Below are 20,788 nucleotides of genomic sequence, written 5' to 3' on the forward strand. Positions count from 1 at the left end.
TTATTAATAACGTTATGGCAGAAAGTTATAAAATCATAGCAGAGCAAGATTATTGTACCGTGGTGTCAAAATACGAGTCATCAAGGAAGAATGGTAATGCTTACCAAAGTGAGCAGGATCTGGAACGCTGGCTTATCGAACAACTGCAAAGACAAGGTTACGAATATCCTTCCATCCACAACGAGAAAGAATTGCTGGAGAACCTGCGCATACAGCTGGGCAAGGCAAACGATACAGAATACTCTGACAAAGAGTGGCAAAGCTTACTGGATATTTTAACCAGCGAAACGCTCACTATGGAAGATAAGGCAGGCATGATTCAAAAGGAAAATACCGCAGTAGAAATAGAACGTGACAACGGTATTAATACCAATGTTCATCTTATCCATAAAGATAACGTGTTCAAGAATAATCTGCAGGTTATCAACCAGTACGTGCCCGCTGGCGGAACCCACGCCAACCGCTATGATGTAACCATCCTGGTTAACGGTCTGCCACTCGTTCATATTGAGCTGAAACGCCGAGGTGTAAGCATCAGGGAAGCCTTCAACCAGATAAACCGCTATGCTCGCGAAAGCTTCTGGGCAGGCAAGGGAATGTTTGATTACATCCAGCTGTTTATCATCAGCAATGGCACGGAAACTAAATATTACAGCAATACCACCCGCTATGCTCGTGAGCTGGAAGCTGACAAGCTGAAGGGGAAGAAAAAGAAAATTCAGAGCAACTCGTTTGAGTTTACCAGCTACTGGAGTGATAGGGAAAACAACCTTATCTGCGACCTTGAGGACTTTGCCAAGACCTTCCTCGTAAAACGCACGCTGCTCGAAATTCTTACCAAATATTGTGTGTTCAATGTTGATAAGGAACTGCTGGTGATGCGTCCTTACCAGATAGCTGCTACCGAGAGTATTACCCAGCGTATCAAGATTGCCTTGAATCATCATTGGGAAGGTTCAAGAAAGGCAGGAGGCTACATCTGGCACACTACCGGTTCGGGCAAAACCCTGACCTCGTTCAAGACGGCTCAGCTTGCAAGCGATATAGATGGAGTATATAAGGTAGTATTCATCGTTGACCGACAGGATTTGGACTATCAGACGATGAAGGAATACGATCGATTCTGCCCTAACTGTGCCAATGGTAATGTGAACAGTAAAATATTGCTCGGTCAGCTCAATGTCGGTGGCGATGATTCGAACATCATCATCACCACGATACAGAAGATGTCGAGCCTCTTGAGGAAAAAGCTGATAGAGCAGGAGGTTCTTGACCAGGTTTTCGTCTTCATCTTTGACGAATGCCACCGCTCGCAGTTTGGCGCCATGCAGAAACAGATTAAGCAGAGTTTCAAGAAGTACATCATGTTTGGCTTTACCGGCACCCCGATATTTGGAGTTAATGCCAGTGGTAAAAAGGGAGAAATGATGACCACTGCAGATGTGTTTGGCGGAGAGTTGGACGAAAAGGGCAATCATACTAAGCCGCTCCACACTTATACCATCATCAATGCCATCAACGATAAGAATGTGCTGAAATTCAATGTAGAATACCACACGCAGACGGCTATGGTAGATGGAAAGAAGGTGGAGAACACAAACTATCTCGACTCCAAGCGCATCGCTTTGAATGTGAAATATCTTCTTGATCATTTCGATATGAAAACCAAGCGCTCCGTTCAGTGGACAGCCACGGTTCTGACTAATGTAGAGGAAGTTATAAAGAACTACAAGAAAAAAAAGGAAGATCAGGTAGAAGAAAAGAAAGCGAAGGTAACCACCACGGGATTCAACTCTATACTTGCCTGCGACAGTGTGCCAATGGCTATAGAATACTATAAGGAGCTGGAACGGCAGATGGCTGAGCCCGGTGCCCCCCAGCTAAGGATTGCAACCATCTTTACTTCGGCAGCCAACGAGGCAGAGAACGACAGTAACGGAAATATAGAAGAAGACCCGGAAGGCATTAAGGGACTGGACTCTACGAGTAGGGAGTTTCTTGATTCCTGCATTACCAAGTACAACCATATCTTTGGAACCTCATACAATACGAGTGCTGAATTGTTTCAAAATTACTACAAGGATCTTTCCATGCGCACCAAGAACAAGGAGATAGATCTGCTCATTGTGGTAGGAATGTTCCTGACGGGGTTTGACGCAAAATGTCTCAATACGCTCTGGGTGGACAAGAACTTGCGAATGCATGGATTGCTACAGGCTTTCAGCCGAACCAACCGTATTCTGAATGCCTATAAGAATTGTGGCAACATCGTTTGTTTCCGCAATCTCATAGAAGCCACCAACAGGAGCTTCGGGCTTTTCGGCGATGCTAATGCCAACAGTATTATTCTGATGCGAACATTTGAGGAATATTACAATGGCTACGAGGAATATGGGAAACATCAGGCAGGATATAAGGAACTGGCAGAGAATCTTCTACAGGAATATCCGCTCTGCAAGTTGAATCCTTCCATCCAGCTGGCTCAAAAGATAGGCTTCATCAAGTTGTATGGGCAATTCGTCAAGAAGACTAATATACTGATAAGTTTTGATCAGTTTAATCCGGAAACCCTGGAAGAGCGCAATGCAATCCGCATCATCTGTGAAGGTGACAGGCAGGACTACCAATCTTGGTACCTCAGCTTCTGTGATGATTTGAAAGGCGGAACTACAGGTGGAGGTGGTGGTCATACAGGTGGAGACGGAGCTGGTGGAACGGATGATTTGGAATTTGAGATAGAACTGATTCGCCAGTTTGATATTGATATTCCTTACATCCTGGCTCTTGTGAAAAAATATCATGATAGCAACTGTGAAGATGCAGATCTTATCAAGGATATTATCCGTTGCATAACATCAAGTCCGAAGTTGAGGGATAAGAAAGACCTCATAGAGGGTTACCTTCATGTCATAAAAGAAGGTAAGGATGTTGATGTTTACGAAGAATGGCAGAATTACATCCGTCAGCAGATGGAAAGGGAACTGAAAGCCATTATCTGCGAAGAGAATCTGAAGGAAAAGGCAACCCGTGAATTTATCACCAAGTCGCTGCAGGATGGTTACGTAGAGGAGAGCGGAATGGCAATTACAACAGTACTGCCCCCTATGCCAATCTTCGGTGCCGGCAATAAACGTGAACAGAAAAAGAAAACTGTCATCGAAAAATTCAAACGATTCGTAGAACGATTCATGGATTTATAAACTTTTATAATATAAGGAAAGAAAAGATACTGAAACAGGAGCCTATCCCTATAGGTAGGTGCACGGAAAGCGTTGTCAGCAAGTATGAAATCTTATCGCTCAGAAACGACCAAACTTCAACAGAAGATAAGCTAACTTCAAGGATGACAACAAGCGGCGCTCATGTGTGTAGAAGTAAAAATCTACGACGTGGGCAAGACTTGTATGTATATCTGAAGTTAGGGCTTTGGTCGGCCTCTGAGCGATGATTGCGTATGGGTTTTTGCCCACGCTTTTTTATACGAATAATATGGCAGCAGACAAAACAAGATACTTAAAGGATTTGGAAATGCTCATGCAGGAATATAAAACCTGCTATGGGGATTGTGCTGGCGATAGAACTATTCATAAACTATCGTTACTTATTGCTATGTTTGAAAGTAGCGAAATGTTTGGAAAGATAGGGCAGAACCTTAAAACTAATCTAATCATTGATATTGATAGAGATATTGATTACGCGAAATGGAGTAACCGGGAAACTTGGATAGAAACTAAATCTAAGATTAATCAGTATGCTTCTTCTTTGACCTATGAGTCTCTGAATATGGACAAATCCTTATTTGCCAATAGTATGGCTGATATGTTGCCACCGGTTCCTGAAACCTCATCTGATGACAATAATAAGAATCAATTCGATGGGCTTACCTATATGGAAAGAGATAAGTTCAAGACAACCATCAATAACCTGATGAATAATAATGTATTTAATGATAAGGTTCTTGATTTTGCCATAGATTCTGCACTAAAAAAACTGTGTGCTGCTCTTCTGGATATTGCCAAGATAATAGAAGCTAAGCATGGGGCAAGTCTTTATGAAGACCTCTATAATAAGCAGTTGTTTGCCTATACTAATAAGATTGGTTCCTCTGTGTTGGAATCTCATAAGGAATGGAGAGAAAGTTATTTGGAAGATGAAATTACTGAGGATTCATTAAAAGACCATGTGCAGAAAGTTCTTATTAATCTTTTCAAGGCAGGCGTATTGGATAATATAGAAGTCAATGTCACCAAAAAGCAGAAGGATGACTATAAGGCTGAAATTGATTTTTCCGAGCATGATATTCCCAAGAAGATGAACACCAATAAGTTGTATAACTGCTTCAGAAGCATTTGCGATTTTAAGGGTGGTAAGTATTCTTTGGATAAGGTAAAAGCAGGCAGACTGCTGTTTAAGATAAGAAAGGATGAGGATAAAATTTGTGCTTTCTTTACGTTTGTATTAACGCTTACTCATGTTTATCAGGATATTGATGAGTTGAGAGAAGCCAATAGAGTGCCTAGTAAGATATTTGATTTCGATTTTTCCCAAATAGAATGCAAATTTAGTGAAGAAGAAGGTAAGCGGTCAGGCATTAGCAAGCATGCCCCTATGGTGCTTACCATTATGGATAAGATGAGTGTGAATATGCCTAAGGCTTACTGGGTATGTTTCTTCTGTGTGTTACTGGAAAAAGAATGGATTGAAGACAATGTAAATGCTTTTTGTAAAAAGATGAATTCAATCTTTAGTGCAGGACTAGACAAAAGTGCATTGAGTAAAACTATAAATGAACTAGGAAACAAAATCGAGGAATGGGATAAAGGAGATAGTCGACTGAAAAAGAAAAGAGAGTTTGGCTTGAAGTTCAAGCAATGTATTGAGTTTTATGTTCAATATAAAATGAACTCTTTTATGTAGAGCATGGACATAGATAATACCACAAAAATTACATAGATAATACCACAAATTAAAAAACTTAATACCACAAGCTAAAAAGATAGCACCACTCGTACCACATGGTATGGGCGGTGCTTTTGTTTTTTCCCTACCTTTGCAGCGTCGAAGAAACAAGAAAGCTCGAAATTTCAAAAGAGATCTTGAAACACCTTCGTACATTTATATTATATGTATACTCAGATTATGAGAGTGGTGCAGCAGGGCGAGGCGTTCGCTGTACAGAGTCAGAAAAGTGAGAACGGACAGATGATGAAATGCAACATCGTTCTCCAGGAGATGGGCGGCAAGTATGAGAACCAGTATGCTGCGGCAATGCTGGGTAATATGGCCCAGTGTAAGTATGCTCCGGGCGAACTGGTGGCGGTAACGCTCCGGTTTACGACTCGTGAGTATAATGGTCAGGTTTATCAGGATATCCTGGTTACGGACATTGAGAAACTTGGCAAGTAATTAATCTTGAATTGAAATAGGTGGCGTGAGAATTGTCCCGGGATAATTTGCGCAAACTGAAACTTACGACACTTCTTTCGTTCATCTTCAATTTTAATTTAAGATTTTATGAGTGCAAAGAAAAATAATAAGGTTCAGAACAATGTTCAGAACCAGCAGGTGAATAATAACGGCTGCCAGCATGTGCAGCTCGGTGGAATGGCTTACTATGATGATAAGCAGTATTTCCTCTTCAGTCCTGATTCTGTAAATCAGGGTGTTGTAGAAGCTTTTCGCCGTCATGGCGTGGCTCAGCAAATGCAAGACGGAACATTTGATTTCGTAGCAGTTTCTAAGCCGAAAAGCCAGTCGGAACTGATTAAGAAACTGGCGCATGGTCGTTTGAGCAAGACCAAGGATGGGGCTATTCAGCTCACGCTGAAGGTGTTCTGCCATGAGGGACTCAACATCGCCCAAACGCTGGCTGTTGAGTCAGCAGAAGGGGCTGATGCTTTAGTGGATTATCAATTAAAAAGATAAGTAATAAGATAGATGAGTTGTTATTTAATTAAGGTGGAGAACGGGCACAAGGTTGCCCGCTCCATCACCTCGGAAGAGGAGTATAAGCAGCTGCGTGGAAGCAATGAGCAGAAGGCGAATCTTCGTCTGGCTCGTGCCGGAAACGATGCTGCGAAAAGAAGACTTGTGCAGTTTAATTATTCCGGCCATTATCCGCAAGGCGTGGTGAAGGGAATGAAACTGCCAAGCGGTGCTTTCGGGTTTGATATGGATGAGCCGGAGGCTTTTGCCAAGGCTGCCAAGCTGCTGCTGAAGGAACCGGACAAGTACGGACTTCTGATGCTGGAACGCAGCGCACGACAAGGCGGACATGCGGTGTTTGAGCGCGAAAAGGGCAAGACGGTTCTGGAGAATCAGGTGAGGATTGCTACGATGCTCAAGTGCGAAATGGATACTTCGGCTCACGACATCAATCGTGTTTATTTCACTACTACATCGGATGACGAAGATTTGCTATTCCTTTCGCCACGACTCTTCAAGGATGAATATGATGAGGCTGCCGTGGCAGCTGAAGGGAAAGTTCTGGAAGAGCGTGAAAGATACGGACAGGAGGAACTTCCGGAAGGGGCGCACAAGGCAAACAAGCATTATGAGCCTTGGAAGGAAGAATTCAAGAAGGATTCTCAAGGGGTTTTTAAGGGTCAGGAATTTAAGAATTCGAGAATTTCTACTTCTGCTGCGTCAACTTCTGCTGCGTCAACTTCTGCTGCTTCAACTACTTCTTCTGCTCAGGACAATTATCTCGGGATTCCTTATGGGGAAATCATTAAGAAGTGGTGGCAGATGTATAATGATGGGCAGGAGCCGATGCGCTCCAACCGCAATACGCTGACCTTTGAGCTGGCTGTGAACCTGCGCCACATCTGTGGTTTTGACCGCAATCTGCTGGCTCAGATTATTCCCTGCTACGATGGGTTTCCCGAACAGGAAAAGATGGCTTGCATCAACTCGGCATTGAACGAGAAAATCACGCAAATGCCTAAGCGTCTGAAGGATGTGCTGGCTGCGCTGAGACAGGAGAAACTGAAACAGGGGTCTTCGAACGGGAATGCAGATGAAGACAGCGAGGCGCTGGTGAATGCCTTGGACGAAGCTAACGCCAAGGATGATCTGTTCTATTACGATGCTTTACCCAAGATGCCACAAGGCGTGCGTGATTCCATCAGTGCTGTTGGACCGGCTCTGGCAATGCCAGTGATTACAGCCATCTGTCCTGCCATCGGAATGCTTGCTACCGGCGTGAAGGTTTCCGTTCACGGCAAGATGAACTCGTTGAACCTTATCTCCTACATCGCCGGTGATTTTGCATCAGGCAAGGGAAGCATCGACCCTGTGGTTGATACCTGGACTTCGGAAGTGAAACAGATGGACAAAATGTATCAGCAGCAGGAGGATGAATGGAGAGCCAAGAAGCGTGCGGCCAAGAATAAGAAGGAGCAACCGGAAGAACCAAAGCTGCCTGTAAGATGTCTTACTTTAAATAATACGGTGGCCAACCTTGCAGAACGACTGGCTAATACTGAAGGCAAGCACGCCTTCTCGTTCACTCCGGAAGCTGACACCGTAGCACAGAAGTGGAAATCGGCAATGAGCGATTTTTCTGTCATGTTAAGACAGGCTTACGACGGAACGAGCTATGAGCGCGAGGCAAGAAGTGCAGATGCGGTGAATGTTCATATCGAACATCTTTTGTGGAACGTTGTGATGTGCGGAACGCCAGATGCACTCTATCGAGTAGTGAACAATTATACGGATGGTTTCCAAAGCCGTATTGTCGTGGCGCGAACGCCGGACAACACGTTCACTCCGCTTACAGACAATCTCTTTGTGCTGACTGAAACTCAACGTGAGCACATACGGCAGATAGCTCATCTCTTGCCCCTGATGGAGGGCGAGGTGGTTCTGCCTAAGTTGGAGAATAAGGGCAGGGAGTGGCTGGAACAGATACGATTGGAGACCATGAAAAATGACGACAAGGTGAAAGCCCGCCAGCGTTTCCGTATCTGTCCTACCACGATGAGAATGATGACCTGCATCATGCTCTGTAAGGTGGCTGAGACGCTGATTCAGAAACATGGTTTCCAGGGTGCCGAGAAGCAGCTGAAACAGAATCCGCTGTTATGGAAGGAAATGATCGTAAAGACTCAGACACCAACCATGCTCGAAGCCTTCAATATCCTGGCAGATTATCAGTTGGACAATGCACTCTACTTCTTCCGCAGTCGCATAGAGGATGCATTCTCATCCAAGAGTTATTGCGGTCAGACGACTTATGATCGTTCCCGACGCGGCAAAAATGATTCCATCTTCGAGCGGCTTGACGTTACTTTTTCCTTTGAACAGGCATTACAGCAAAGTATAGCAGTAAAGGGGGCAAACGTAACTCGTGAGGTTGTTAGACAGATGTTGAAAAACTGGAAGCGGCAGGGATTGATAGGTGTGCTGCCCGATATGCGTTACCAGAAGGTTCAACCTGCAGTATAATAGTGGTTTAAAGTAAGTGACCATTAATACATCCGGTCATTAACGGTCACGGTCATTTTCGGTCATTAAGGATTTTCAGTAAGGAAATCCTTGATGACCCTATCAATAAATCAATTTTATTTTTCAATATTTATGGAAATAATCATTTATCGCCGTCGCTTTACCCGATGGGGAGTAGATGGCACATTAGTAATAAAGGGTACAAAAGTTTGTAATACCATAGAACATCCTGAGCATTATTTGCCTGCAGGAGACTATGAGATAGCTTTTGTTTCTGTAGCTAATAAGAGTAGGAAAATGCCTGTTATCCTGAGGAAGGGACAGGCTGTTGGGGAAGTGGGCATCAATTCTCCTTGTCTCAAGCCCGGAAATGGTCCGATGACGCTGAAATATGGATGCATCATTCTGGGTAAGGCTGTAGCCTCTGGGCTGGTGATTCATTCTCAGGAATACTTCGACCGACTTTGTGAACGATTAAGGAAGGCTTCTAAAAAGATGGAGTGTATCAAGTTACATATCATAGATTGGGGTAGTGATGATATCTCGATAGCATTTTAGGATTTCCACCCTAACCATTCATTCATTTAAAATAGCAATATCATGCGTAAGATAAAGGAAATCATCATTCATTGCAGTGCGACCAAGGAAGGTCGCAACTTCACCGTAGCGGATATTGACCGCTGGCACCGCGAGCGCGGAATGCGCTGCATAGGTTATCATTTCGTGATTTATCGTGACGGCAGCATTCATGTAGGCCGTGCGATAGAGGAGGTTGGCGCCCATTGCAAGGGCCATAATTCCATCAGTATAGGCATTTGCTACATCGGCGGCTTATCGAAGAAAGGCAAGCCGAAGGATACAAGAACCCGAGACCAGAAAGCGGCAATGCGCTCGCTCATCGAGCAGCTGAAGGAGGAATATCCATTAGCCACGATTCATGGTCATAATGAGTTTGCCAACAAGGCTTGTCCCTGCTTTGATGTGAAGAAGGAGTGGGGCTAACAGATAGGGAACGCTCTGCGTTCCCTATTTATACTTATTTTACGATGCGCCATATGTAGAACATTACATCAAGTCACACTTCTCCCCAGTGTTCTTCTCAACCTTCTCGCCATCTTTCAGGATGCGAGCCTTATAGCCAAACTTCTCAAAACCTTTCTGGAGCTTCTCTGGGGTTGTCTTGTCGGCATTATACTGTACTGTGACAGTCTGGTCTGGCACAGAAGTCTCAATGCTCTTGATACCCTTCTCAAAGCGAAGGTTGCTCTTGATTTTATTCTCACAAGCCGCACAGTGCATCTGTGGGGTTGTGGTGAACACTACGGTCTTGATGTCCTTGGCAAAGGTTACCATTGCCACCATCATCATTGTGAACATTACTAAAATCTTCTTCATAACTTTTCTATTTGCTTTAATAATTCAACATTCAACATTTAACATTCAACATTCTCCCTTAAAAGTGTACTCTCACTCCTGCGTAGAACATCCTGCCCTCTACAGGTCCCCAAACCAAGGTTGGCTCGAAATCGCTTCCCCATGGGTTGCTGGCACCATAGATAGGAGTTTTCTGCTTGAAACCAGTCAGGTTCTCGCCTCCCACATAGATACTCCAATGGCGGAACCATCTCGTAACCTGCGCACTCACTTGCCCGAAGCTATGGAAACGAGGAGACCATGACTGGCTTCCATCTGCCAACTGGTAAGGCTCAGGATTTCTGCCTCCACCATTCAACTGCACGGTGGCATCAAATTGCCATAGGCCAAGTGGAGTCTTATAGGAAGCCGTGAAGAGCGCCTTATACTTGCTGGTCAATGGCTTTTCTTTCAAGGTTTTGCCATAATCGTAGGTACACTTCACATCGTTCAGACGATAAGCCGCTGTTATCTCCAAGCCCTTCAGCAATGGATAAGAGGCATCTATCTGGAAAGTGTGCGAATAAGACTTGCCCATCAAATTGCAGATGGAGATAAGCCCCTTGTTGGCATCATAATCCACCACCGCTTGATTCTTGAAGTCGGTATAGTAATACTCAGCGTTCAGTTTCAGTGTCTTGCCAAACATCGGGATGTAGAAAGCGGTACTTATACCATAGTTCCAAGCCTCCTCTTGCTTAAGTCCATCACCCGTAATCTGAAACTTCCTGCCGCTCGCCAAGAGATAGTTGTACTCTGCTAAGCCAAATACCGTGCGATAGCCCTTACCTGCTGACAAGCGGATGCTGATGGCATCGACAGGCGAATACTTCACGTGGAAACGAGGGGTGAAGAAATTGCCATAGATAGAGCTATGGTCGAAACGGACACCTGCCATCGCTGTCAACTTCGTGCCTAACGTATAGGTGTATTGGGCGTATGCTCCTGGAGTCGTCTCCTTCTCGTTCATTCTCTGCATCTCCGACAAAAGATAAGGAGAGTCTTCTACCCCTACTGCCGGTCTTGGAGAAACATTCACATTGGCGCGCTGTCCCAGGTAATCATGGTTGACGCTCAAACCTACCGACAAATTGTGCTGATGAGTAAAATTGGTCTCAAAAATCAGTGAGCTATAGAGATTCTTCTCATTGAGGTCGTAGAACTTGTTGCCATACTGGGCATCGAGCTGGTGCATCGAAGCCGAGGACATGAAGGCAATATTGGTGCCATGCTCGTGATTGAGGATGAAGGCATGTTTCATATAACCCTCATAACGGTTGGTATGGAGCTTGATTCGATAAATATCATCACTATGAACATGTTCCTCATCCTGCCCACTGGTACGAATCTCCTTCAAAGCCCCAAGTCCACCATGGAAGATGTAGTGCTTGCCTTTATACAGCCAACGGTTCTGTACATTATATTGTTCTCTGCCTGGCATATCATAGAAACCATCGCCATTGTCATCATGGTTTTTGAGGATATTCTCATGATGCAACAATATCTCCGTTGCCCACTTATCCGACAGATGAACGTTGGCATCAGCGTTTGCTTCGATTCGGCTCTTGGTATCACCAAAGAGGTTTACCTCCACCTGTTGCTCATCCTCTGGCTTCAAGTAATCCACATTGATTTGACCTGTAATCGACTCATAGCCATTCTTCACCGAAGCACTACCCTTGGATACCTGAATGCCTTTCATCCAAGGTCCCGGCACATAGCCCAGGGCGTATGGGATGGCTGCACCACGGAAATTCGGCAGATTCTCGGTGAGCATCTGTACGTAAGTGCCCGAAAGACCGAGGAGTTTGATTTGTCTTGCGCCCGTCGTGGCATCATTATAAGCCACATCCACCGATGGATTGGTCGTGAAACTCTCGCCCAGGTTGCAACAAGCCGCCTTGAAGAGCTCATCCTTGTTCACGGCGATGCCATTCACGGCACCAGCCAATCGGGAAGTGCCCGACTTGCGAGCCACCACCTTCACCTCATGCAAGGTCTCGTCCTTGAAAATGGAATCCTGAGAGGAGGAATCTACAGAGTTATTTTCTACAGAATTATTATATGATGATGACAGAGACACAACCTCTGTCTTATTATTTTTTGCATAAGTCTCAGCACCAATAACCAGCAAGGCACTGAGCAATATATATCTTGAATACATAAATATATTTCCTTTTATCCGAATCTTAAATCTTCGCTTCGGATGATTTTACCATTTTATATATGTATGCAACCCTAAGATTTTACTGATAGGGATAGGCATACGACAATCTTGGCTGCAAAAGTACAAAAAAACTTTTGCAACCTATTTGCAAATATGGAAAAATCAAATAATCAGGAAGTTAAGGAGGGCAAGATAAGCCCTTGGAGGCGAATGCGGAACATTCAGATTCCAATATCTTGCCTTTTGAATGCTACAGATAACAGGACGAGGCAACGTCTGCCAAAGGGCTGGCGCGATGCCTGCAAACACTGGTGCTGCATCGAAATCCAAGTGTTGGATAGAGACCGTAGGCGATAGTTTCACCAGCTCCACTTCCATGCAATGTTTGTTCACCTGTGCGCCCAGCTTACCTCGGCAACAGTCATGGTGCATGCTACGTTTCACGCAACAGTCAGTCACCATACCCACCATCACCTTGTCATAATGAAGGCAGTGCATGACGGTAGTACCCACGCTCAAGTAAACCACCATGAGCGAGAGCATCAAAGCCATCAATATGTTGAGCGAACGTTTCATACCTATTTTTTGCACCTTTCTTTTTCGGGTTGCAAAATTAAGCATTTCCATCAAAACAATAACTTAAAACCCCTATAATTTAATAACCTTTAACAGCTCTTGAATGAGCATGAATGCCCCCACACTTTCTGTTAATCTTTACTATATTCCTGCGAGAAAACTTGCAGGATAAAGGGAATATGAGTAACTTTGCACACGAATTTCTGAAACTATTGTCTTACAAAGACATAAAATAAGAGAGAAACTTTTTTTTAAGGATAATATTGACTCATAAGAACAAATGAAAAAAGGACTATTTGCACTCGCGCTGGGTACCTTTACCTTGGGCATCGCTGAATTCATCATCGAGGGCATCATCACAGACATCGCCCACAACATGAATGTTTCTATCCCAGAAGCAGGACATCTCATCTCCATCTATGCACTCGGCGTCTGCGCCGGAGCTTTCTCGCTGATTCTCATGCATAAATACAGACCCAAGAATATCCTGATGTTCCTGGCTTCGCTCATCACCTTCGGAGCTGTCATCGCCTCAGTAGCACCTAACTACTGGCTCTTGCTCTGCGCCCGCTTTATAGAAGGTCTGCCTCATGGCGCCTACTTCGGAACGGGTACTATCGTGGCGGTAAAGATTGCCAAAGAGGGTAAGGGAACCAATGCCGTGGCTATGATGTGCGCAGGTATGCCGGTAGCCAATCTGGTGGGCGTACCTATCGGCACCTTCCTGAGTCATGCGTTCAGCTGGCGAGTACCCTTTGTCAGTTGCATATTGCTCGGTATCATGACGATGTATATGATTCACAGATGGGTTCCAGACGTGGCTGCGTTGCCGAATAAGGGTATGAAGGCACAGTTCCGTTTCCTCCGCAACAAGGCTCCTTGGCTCATCATCGCCGCCACCTTTCTGGGCAATGGCGGCATCCTCTGCTGGTTCAGTTATATCTCGCCGCTGCTTCAGATGGAGGGCGGATTCAGCGCAGCCAGCATCTCTCTGCTGATGATTCTTGCAGGCGGCGGAATGGTAGTAGGCAATCAGGTGAGTGCCTTGCTTGCCGACCGCATCAAGCCGGGCCGCTTTACCTGTTATCTCCAGTTTCTGGCGGCAGCGGCACTTCTGCTCACCTTCTTCCTCGCCCCTTTCGGCTGGGTATCTGTGGTGCTGATGTTCATCTGCTGCGCCTGTCTTTTCGGCATCGGTTCGCCTGAGCAGTTCCTCATCGTGAAGCATGCCAAGGGTGGCGAAATGCTGGGCGGCTGCTGCATTCAGGGTGCCTTCAATCTGGGTAACGCCATAGGAGCTTTCCTCGGTGGTATTCCTGTTGCGATGGGATTAGGATACAACTTCCCTGCCCTTATCGGTGTGCCGATGGCATTGGCAGGAGCCATCTGTCTGCTGATTTTCCATAAGAAATATGAATAAAAATGCGATAATCCGAAATAAATGATTATCTTTGCAGAAGATAAGCTGCACTCGGCAATTTGAAAGCAAGCTTTCATTGCGCTCGCTGGCACTATCTTTGCAAAAGAATTTCAAATAAACAAAGAAACATGATGAAACTTAACAAGACTTTCCTTACCCTGGGTCTGGCAGCAACACTCTTGCAGATGCCAGCCTCATCGTTCGCACAGACTGCGGGCGGTAACCGTCAGAATCCTCTTTTAACAAAGAGCAGTCTTCCATTCGGTGCTCCTGACTTCAGCAAGATTCAGGAGAGCGACTACCTGCCAGCCATCGAAGCGGCTATCAGGGAGCAGCGTGCCAACATCCAGAAGATTGTAAACAACAAGAAGAAGCCTAACTTCCAGAACACCATCCTCGCCTATGAGGAGAGCGGTGCGCTGCTCGAAAAGGTGACTAACATCTTCTTCGGTCTCACCAGTGCCCACAAGACTCCGGGCATCGCCGAAACCGAAAAGAAGGCTACCCCTTTGCTGACCGAACTCGACAATGAGATTTCGTTCAACAAGAAACTCTTCGAGCGCATCAAGTATGTTTACGATAATGAATATAAGAAACTCAAGGGCGAAGACAAGCGCCTTACTGAGGTTATCTATAAGAGTTTTGTACGCTCAGGTGCCCTCCTTTCTGCCGAGAAGATGGAGCGCATGAAGCAGATCAACTCCCGCATCTCTGAATTGCAGCAGGAATGGGGCAATCTTCTTCCTGCCGCTACCAACAACGCCGTGGTTTGGGTAAACAGCAAGGAAGAGCTCGCCGGATTGAGCGATGCTGACATTGCACAATGCAAGAAAGATGCAGAGAGCCGCGGAGGCAAGGCACCTTACTGTATCGTCATCATCAACACCACCCAGCAGCCTATCCTCACCAATCTCCAGAACCGCGAACTGCGCAAGAAGGTGTATATGGCAAGCATCCACCGAGCCGACGGTACTAACCCAAAATTCAACACCTTCCCTATCGTAACCGAGATTGCCAAGTTGCGTGCCGAGAAGGGCAAGCTGATGGGATATGACAACTATGCCGACTATTCGCTCGAAAAGACGATGGCTAAGAACAGCAAGAATGTGGATGATTTTCTGAAGCAGCTCATCAAGGAATATGCTCCTAAGGCTGATGCTGAAACCAAGGCGATAGAAGCGTATGCACAGAAGACTGAAGGCAAGGACTTCAAGTTGCAGCCATACGACCGCTTCTATTATTCTGCGAAGATGAAGAAGGAGATGCTCAACATTACCGATGATGAGATTAAGCCATACTTCAACATCGACAGCGTACAGGTGAATGGTGTGTTCTATGCCGCCCATCGTGTTTACGGACTGAACTTCAAGCAGCGCAAGGATATTCCAACTTATCACCCTGACATGAAGGTATTCGAGGTAAGCGATAAGAACGGCAAGCCAATCGCCCTTTTCTACAGCGATTACTTCCGCCGTCCTACCAAGCGTGGCGGTGCATGGATGAGCGCCTTTGCCAAGCAGAGCAAGCAGCGCGGCCAGTTGCCTATCATATATAATGTATGCAACAACGCCAAGGCACCGGAGGGTCAGCCATCTCTCATCACATGGGATGAGGTTACTACCCTGTTCCATGAGTTCGGTCATGCGCTTCACGGAATCCTTTCCGACTGCAAGTACAATACCCTTTCAGGAACAGCCGTTGCCCGCGATTTCGTAGAGATGCCATCCCAGTTTAACGAATCGTTTGCTTCTATTCCGGAGATATTCGACCATTACGCCCGTCATACCGAGACCGGTGCAGCGATGCCAGCCGATCTGAAAGAGCGCATGCTGAAGAGCATCAGCTTCCAGACCGCTTATTCACTGGGCGAGAATCTGGCTGCAACCTGTCTTGACCTTGCCTGGCACAAGATTAGCGAAGAAGAGGTTCCTTCACCTTATATGGCAGGTGCCTTCGAGAAGGAAGAACTCCACAACATCGGTTTGCTCAATACCCAGATTCCTCCTCGCTACAGCACATCATACTTCAACCACGTATGGGGCGGCGGTTATGCTGCAGGCTATTACAGCTATCTCTGGACAGAGGTGTTGGCTGTGAACATCGCCGACTACTTTGCAAAGCATGGAGCCTTGGATCCAGCCGTTGGTCAGGCATTCCGCGATAAGATTCTGAGCCGTGGCAACACCAAGGACCAGATGGAAATGTTTACCGACTTTACAGGTATGGAGAAGCCTGATGCTTCCGGATTCCTGAAAGCAAGAGGTTTGTAATGCATAAAATTACAATATGAAACAGACAAACTTTCATTCAGTAAAGTTGAAGATAAAGCGTACGGCACTACTGGTAGTAGGCCTTACGCTTTTTCAGATTAAAGGGTGTGTCATAAGTTAATGACACACCCTCTTTCTTTATCCTTTAATAGCCTGAGGTGTCCAGCTTTTCAGGAATCTGAGCACCTTTTCTTCGTTATATCCCTTACCTTCTTCCAGGAAACTGGAATCCTGGATATGGAGAACCTTTCCGGTTTCATCGAGCACCACAAAGACCGGGAATCCGAAACGCTGAGGATTATTCAGTCGCTTCATCAGCTGCTCAGCCTTCTTCACCGCCGCATCACCGGCAGTTTTTCTGCGATTGTAGTTCACATGAATATATTCGAAATGATCATTCACCATCTTGTTGACCGCAGCATTCTTCTCCACAAAATCGGCAAACTTCAAGCACCATGGGCACCAGTTACCACCTACCTGACAGATAACAAACTTGCCATTCTTCTTGGCTTTAGCCAAAGCCTCATCAATCTGAGCCATCGGATCGATGCTTTCATTATACACCTTCTTGAGAGCAGTCTGCATCTGAGCAGGTTTCAATGCTCCTGCCTGGTCGAGCGAATCCAGTTTCTTCATCATCTCCTCCGCCTTCACGGTAGAGAATGCAACCTTACCTTCCGGATTGATCAGATAAGAGGTAGGAATCCACGAGATGTGATAATCCTTGGAAATCTTTGTTTCCTTCCATTTCTTAAACTCACAGTATTGCAACCAGGTATACTGATTATCGCCCAGATATTTCTTCATCTTAGCCTCATCGGTATCAAAAGAAACACCCACTACCTGGATCTTGGTATTGTATTTGTCATAGATAGCCTTCACCATCGGCATGTCTCTTCTGCAGTCTGGACACCAGGAAGCCCAGAAATCGAGCACAGTCCAGACACCCGGAACCGTCTTTCCGTCTTTATCCTTCTGAGTCTTCTTATCTGAAAGCTGGAAGATTTTCTTACCCGTCTTACTGTCAGTAATCGTGAAGTCGGGAGCCTCGGTGCCTGCTGGCAGTAAGTCAAGCGATGTCTGTGCTCTACCGACGACAGTCGTCATCAGGAGCAAAAAGAATAATAGTTTCTTCATACAATTTTTCTGTTTATGTCTGTTACTTCAAATATATATACTTCAACCTACAAAATTACATCATTTTCCAGTATCAAGTCCATAAAGCAAGATTTTATTACAGAAAATTAACCATAAAAGACTAGAACTGATAATAAATGAACGGCTGTACACTCTCCTGGGAAACCTCAACTACCATCTGCAGACAGATGATGAAAAGCAGCAGTTTAGCCATCCAAGGCAGGAGGATGAACCGCGCCTGAAGACGGTGATACTGGCGCTCGGTAAAGAGATAGCTCAGCATGACACCTATGATGCAAAGCGTCCAGGCAGGACGGGCATGAAAGAAAGGCACCAGATAATCGATACTGAAATCATTTGCCACCTTATCATACATCTTCCCCAACACGCCCAAATCCTTGGCACGGAAGAAAGACCACGCAAAGCATATATATAAATAGGTGATGAGCCAGCTGAGAAAATTGCCTGCCAGCGTACGGGGAATGCTTATGCCCAACTGACGGCTGAAGAACTTATGCACCACAAGTCCGAAACCATGAAGAGCACCCCAGATAACGAACATCCAGGAAGAGCCATGCCATAAGCCTGCCACCAGCATGGTGAGGAAGTTGTTGAAATACATGCGCACCTTTCCCTTCCGATTTCCGCCCAGCGGAATATACACATAATCGCGGAACCAGAAAGAAAGCGAGATGTGCCAGCGACGCCAGAACTCGGTAACCGAGAGTGAACGGTAAGGGAAATAGAAGTTGTCGGGCAGATAGAAACCCAGGATGGCTGCCACACCGATACTCATATCGCTGTATCCCGAGAAATCGAGGAAAATCTGGACAGGATAGCCGAAGAGCGCTGCCAGATTCTCGAAACCCGAGAAGGTTTGCGGCGCATCAAACACCCAGTTGTTGAACTGTGCAATATAATCGCTCAGCATATTCTTCTTGACCAGTCCCAACATGATGAGGAAGAGTCCCGTCCACAACATTCTGCTGGAAGCCTGTTCGTTTCGTTTCAGTCTGGGTATCAGGTTGGCGGCACGGGTGATAGGACCCGCCATCAGCAGCGGAAAGAAGGTGAGATAGAAGCAATATTCCAGGAGCGTTACCTCCATGTCAAACTTGCGCTTATAGGTATCTACCGCATAGCTGATAGCCTGGAAGGTATAGAACGAGATACCTACAGGCAGAGCGATAGACTGCAGCGAGAAGTTGGTGCTGAACATCTCGTTGACTACATCGCCAATGATGAAATTGGTATATTTGAAATAGCACAGCAGAGCCAGATCTACAAGCACCACGAAGGTGAGCAGCGCCTTGCGCGCCTTTCCCTCATGCAGTCTCATTTCCTGGGTTACGGCATAATTGATGCAAGCCGTAAGCGGCAGCATCCACATCACCATTCCGTTCACCTTATAGGCAAAGAAAAGGCTGAAGCAGATGACATACATCATCATAGCTGTGCGCGAATAGCTCTTGAGCAGGATATAAATGGCAAGGAAGAAGATGAAGAGCAGCGCAAACGGAATGCTGCCCATCATCAGCGGAGAATCTGCCTGATAAACAAACAGCCGCTCTATCCAATGCCACAAGGCACTTATTTCGAATGTTGAATAATTCATTTGTCTGTTCTGAAGATATTATTTATTGAACTCTTTCTTATACGGAGTCTTTATGGTTTACATGCTTTACCGCTGGAACCGTCTTGTCAGCAGCAGCCGGAGACGTTTTTCCTGCAGTTGCAGGTTCCTTGGTTGCAGCAGGACTTTCTGTGGTTTCAGGCACAGTTCCCTCAACAGGCCGAGAAAGAGAATCCTTCTTCACAGCCGTACTGTCAGCCCTGTGTTTGGTTCCAGGAGGCAAGATGGTAATCTGTCTGTATCTGCGGTCACGCTTATCCGGCATTTCCAAACGGAACGGATGCACACAATGACCGCTATTCATCCACTCTACAATCTTATCCATCCACATGGCAGATGAAGCCATAGTCGGATGCCGGCCGTCTTTCTGGCGTTCGAAGGTAAGTTTGTAACTAGGATAATAGCCTCGTGGTCCCATCACCTCACGGAGGAGTTTGTTATATCCATTATCCTCACACCAGTTTGGCGGACCGATCCATATCGTCGGAATATTACCTATCTTGCTCAAGATGGCACGGATGCGTTTTTCACATCCCTTCATATCAGACGTATACAGTTCGTTGCTGCCCAGACATACAAAGACATGGGTAGGTTTGATACGTTGGATATAATGCTGCAGGGTATCGGTAGCAGCCCAGTTTCTGGTGCCCGAACTCACCCAGGTAATACAGGTGAGTTTATGACCGTTCTTGTTGGCATAATCAGCCAGTCGCAGACCTAGATATTCCGACATCGAATCACCGAAGATCAGTACTCGCTGCGCCGCCGTATCCACGGGTTCCTTTATCATGCTGTCAGCCTTTTCCTCTTCAGCAAGCTCTGCCTCGCTTTTACTGGTGAGCGCATCCATTCCAATCTGTTTCAGCGGAATGTTTTCAGCCACTTGCTCTGGAATAAAGGCATAAGCCAGCAGTCCTCCAATGGCTATTGCCAGCAGGGCTATCATTTTCCAGGTTTCTTTCATTTTATATTTTTAATGAGTTTTGGTTATTCTTTTTCTTATACATTCGCCCGACATTACAGCTGAAAGGGAGTGAGCACATTGAGCAACTTTCCGAAATCGGCCTTCGAGATGCGCCTTCCTCTCAAGCTGCGCACCTGCGGATAGTCTTCGAAATAGTTCTCCATCGTAGTATACCACTGATGAGAAACCACTTCCCTGACCGTCTTCAGCTGATTTTCGATGCGACGGGCAAAACTCGGATTCACTCTCGAGAGATAATGTCTTCCATCATTCATCTCGATGGCAAGCATCAGATAGATTTGCGGTCCCTTCTTCTCTTTCCTGCTTTTTACGGTTTCGCTTACCTTCCAACCCTTGGTGGATGTCGATACTCTGATATCCCAGCCATACTGGCTGTTGAGCTTATCCATCAGTCCCTTGAACACAACCCCGTGAGCCGAGGTATCTTTCAGTCCCGAATAACCGATGATGTAATGTATCATCTCGTGGAGCAAGACACTCTTTGCCTGCTTGTCGGTCATATCATAATAAGTAGACATGGAGAGTTTGAAATCGTAGAGTTTGGTGCGTCCCCATCTGGAGGCCCGCTTATAGGCAAGTTGCCCCAAGCGAGTCTTGGCATGAGTAAGTCCGAGTTCAGGAACAGGCAGCTTTCCCCCGAAATAATCCTGGTCGAAACGCCTGAACCACTCCTCCATCCATTCTATTGTAACAATCATGTATGTATATTTATTCAATAATTATTCAGTTCTGTATATCA

General features: G+C 45.8%; 16 protein-coding genes. 9 read left to right on the plus strand and 7 right to left on the minus strand.

All coding sequences use genetic code 11. The features are described 5' to 3' along the window. Positions 1–14: 14 nt before the first annotated feature. From ONT18_RS08695 to ONT18_RS08725, 7 genes are all read left to right on the plus strand, one after another. Positions 15–3,200 carry a type I restriction endonuclease subunit R gene (locus ONT18_RS08695; protein ID WP_264904987.1) on the plus strand — a complete coding sequence of 1,062 codons (3,186 nt, stop codon included), beginning with the start codon at positions 15–17 and terminating at the stop codon, positions 3,198–3,200. A 289-nt stretch (positions 3,201–3,489) separates the two neighbouring features. Continuing rightward, positions 3,490–4,917 (plus strand): hypothetical protein, encoded by a 1,428-nt coding sequence (locus tag ONT18_RS08700; RefSeq protein WP_264904989.1) that lies wholly within the window; start codon positions 3,490–3,492, stop codon positions 4,915–4,917. Positions 4,918–5,124: 207 nt separating this feature from the next. Continuing rightward, positions 5,125–5,406: a DUF3127 domain-containing protein gene (locus ONT18_RS08705; RefSeq protein ID WP_218459042.1), complete on the plus strand. Its 282-nt coding sequence runs from the start codon at positions 5,125–5,127 to the stop codon at positions 5,404–5,406. A gap of 108 nt (positions 5,407–5,514) precedes the next feature. Further along, positions 5,515–5,925 carry a hypothetical protein gene (locus tag ONT18_RS08710; RefSeq protein WP_118155264.1) on the plus strand — a complete coding sequence of 137 codons (411 nt, stop codon included), beginning with the start codon at positions 5,515–5,517 and terminating at the stop codon, positions 5,923–5,925. Between the two features lie 12 nt (positions 5,926–5,937). Then, on the plus strand, positions 5,938–8,448 hold the full coding sequence (locus ONT18_RS08715; RefSeq protein WP_264904992.1) for a YfjI family protein: 2,511 nt from the start codon (positions 5,938–5,940) through the stop codon (positions 8,446–8,448). A gap of 132 nt (positions 8,449–8,580) precedes the next feature. After that, entirely contained in the window at positions 8,581–9,006 is a 426-nt protein-coding gene (locus ONT18_RS08720; protein WP_118064063.1) for a DUF5675 family protein, read from the plus strand. 42 nt (positions 9,007–9,048) lie between these two features. Further along, entirely contained in the window at positions 9,049–9,450 is a 402-nt protein-coding gene (locus ONT18_RS08725) for an N-acetylmuramoyl-L-alanine amidase (RefSeq protein WP_118064062.1), read from the plus strand. Between the two features lie 63 nt (positions 9,451–9,513). On the opposite strand, the gene ONT18_RS08730 is transcribed toward ONT18_RS08725, so the two are convergent. The 3 genes from ONT18_RS08730 to ONT18_RS08740 all read right to left on the minus strand — a co-directional run bounded on the left by ONT18_RS08730 (position 9,514) and on the right by ONT18_RS08740 (position 12,619). Continuing rightward, the gene (locus ONT18_RS08730) at positions 9,514–9,843 is read right to left on the minus strand and encodes a heavy-metal-associated domain-containing protein (RefSeq protein ID WP_022120729.1); all 330 of its coding nucleotides are present in this window, start codon (positions 9,841–9,843) and stop codon (positions 9,514–9,516) included. A gap of 58 nt (positions 9,844–9,901) precedes the next feature. Then, positions 9,902–12,025, minus strand: coding sequence for a TonB-dependent receptor plug domain-containing protein (locus ONT18_RS08735; protein ID WP_264904994.1), 2,124 nt, complete (start codon positions 12,023–12,025; stop codon positions 9,902–9,904). A 165-nt stretch (positions 12,026–12,190) separates the two neighbouring features. After that, on the minus strand, positions 12,191–12,619 hold the full coding sequence (locus ONT18_RS08740) for a hypothetical protein (protein ID WP_220452223.1): 429 nt from the start codon (positions 12,617–12,619) through the stop codon (positions 12,191–12,193). Positions 12,620–12,884: 265 nt separating this feature from the next. Here ONT18_RS08740 and ONT18_RS08745 point away from each other — a divergent pair, with 265 nt between their 5' ends. Next, a complete protein-coding gene (locus ONT18_RS08745) occupies positions 12,885–14,024 on the plus strand; it encodes an MFS transporter (protein WP_264904997.1) in 1,140 nt (379 codons plus the stop codon). Positions 14,025–14,152: 128 nt separating this feature from the next. Then, positions 14,153–16,294, plus strand: a complete 2,142-nt coding sequence (locus ONT18_RS08750) for a M3 family metallopeptidase (RefSeq protein WP_411197774.1) — start codon at positions 14,153–14,155, stop codon at positions 16,292–16,294. Positions 16,295–16,432: 138 nt separating this feature from the next. On the opposite strand, the gene ONT18_RS08755 is transcribed toward ONT18_RS08750, so the two are convergent. From ONT18_RS08755 to ONT18_RS08770, 4 genes are all read right to left on the minus strand, one after another. Next, positions 16,433–17,431, minus strand: a complete 999-nt coding sequence (locus ONT18_RS08755) for a thioredoxin-like domain-containing protein (RefSeq protein ID WP_264904999.1) — start codon at positions 17,429–17,431, stop codon at positions 16,433–16,435. A gap of 121 nt (positions 17,432–17,552) precedes the next feature. Beyond that, positions 17,553–19,046: an MBOAT family O-acyltransferase gene (locus ONT18_RS08760; protein WP_264905000.1), complete on the minus strand. Its 1,494-nt coding sequence runs from the start codon at positions 19,044–19,046 to the stop codon at positions 17,553–17,555. Positions 19,047–19,083: 37 nt separating this feature from the next. Next, entirely contained in the window at positions 19,084–20,028 is a 945-nt protein-coding gene (locus ONT18_RS08765) for a hypothetical protein (protein WP_118078765.1), read from the minus strand. 53 nt (positions 20,029–20,081) lie between these two features. Further along, a complete protein-coding gene (locus tag ONT18_RS08770) occupies positions 20,082–20,747 on the minus strand; it encodes a SprT-like domain-containing protein (protein WP_264905004.1) in 666 nt (221 codons plus the stop codon). Between the last annotated feature and the right edge of the window lie 41 nt (positions 20,748–20,788).

It is taken from the genome of Segatella copri (assembly GCF_026015295.1).
Lineage (GTDB): Bacteria > Bacteroidota > Bacteroidia > Bacteroidales > Bacteroidaceae > Prevotella > Prevotella copri_C.

Bases quoted from the DNA above. Each gene is read 5' to 3' on its own strand.
- ONT18_RS08770 (WP_264905004.1), bottom strand. From the start codon at position 20,747: ATGATTGTTACAATAGAATGGATGGAGGAGTGGTTCAGGCGTTTCGAC.
- ONT18_RS08710 (WP_118155264.1), top strand. From the start codon at position 5,515: ATGAGTGCAAAGAAAAATAATAAGGTTCAGAACAATGTTCAGAACCAG.
- ONT18_RS08745 (WP_264904997.1), top strand. From the start codon at position 12,885: ATGAAAAAAGGACTATTTGCACTCGCGCTGGGTACCTTTACCTTGGGC.
- ONT18_RS08735 (WP_264904994.1), bottom strand. From the start codon at position 12,025: ATGTATTCAAGATATATATTGCTCAGTGCCTTGCTGGTTATTGGTGCT.
- ONT18_RS08725 (WP_118064062.1), top strand. From the start codon at position 9,049: ATGCGTAAGATAAAGGAAATCATCATTCATTGCAGTGCGACCAAGGAA.
- ONT18_RS08730 (WP_022120729.1), bottom strand. From the start codon at position 9,843: ATGAAGAAGATTTTAGTAATGTTCACAATGATGATGGTGGCAATGGTA.
- ONT18_RS08695 (WP_264904987.1), top strand. From the start codon at position 15: ATGGCAGAAAGTTATAAAATCATAGCAGAGCAAGATTATTGTACCGTG.
- ONT18_RS08700 (WP_264904989.1), top strand. From the start codon at position 3,490: ATGGCAGCAGACAAAACAAGATACTTAAAGGATTTGGAAATGCTCATG.
- ONT18_RS08755 (WP_264904999.1), bottom strand. From the start codon at position 17,431: ATGAAGAAACTATTATTCTTTTTGCTCCTGATGACGACTGTCGTCGGT.
- ONT18_RS08765 (WP_118078765.1), bottom strand. From the start codon at position 20,028: ATGAAAGAAACCTGGAAAATGATAGCCCTGCTGGCAATAGCCATTGGA.
- ONT18_RS08760 (WP_264905000.1), bottom strand. From the start codon at position 19,046: ATGAATTATTCAACATTCGAAATAAGTGCCTTGTGGCATTGGATAGAG.
- ONT18_RS08705 (WP_218459042.1), top strand. From the start codon at position 5,125: ATGTATACTCAGATTATGAGAGTGGTGCAGCAGGGCGAGGCGTTCGCT.
- ONT18_RS08720 (WP_118064063.1), top strand. From the start codon at position 8,581: ATGGAAATAATCATTTATCGCCGTCGCTTTACCCGATGGGGAGTAGAT.
- ONT18_RS08715 (WP_264904992.1), top strand. From the start codon at position 5,938: ATGAGTTGTTATTTAATTAAGGTGGAGAACGGGCACAAGGTTGCCCGC.
- ONT18_RS08750 (WP_411197774.1), top strand. From the start codon at position 14,153: ATGATGAAACTTAACAAGACTTTCCTTACCCTGGGTCTGGCAGCAACA.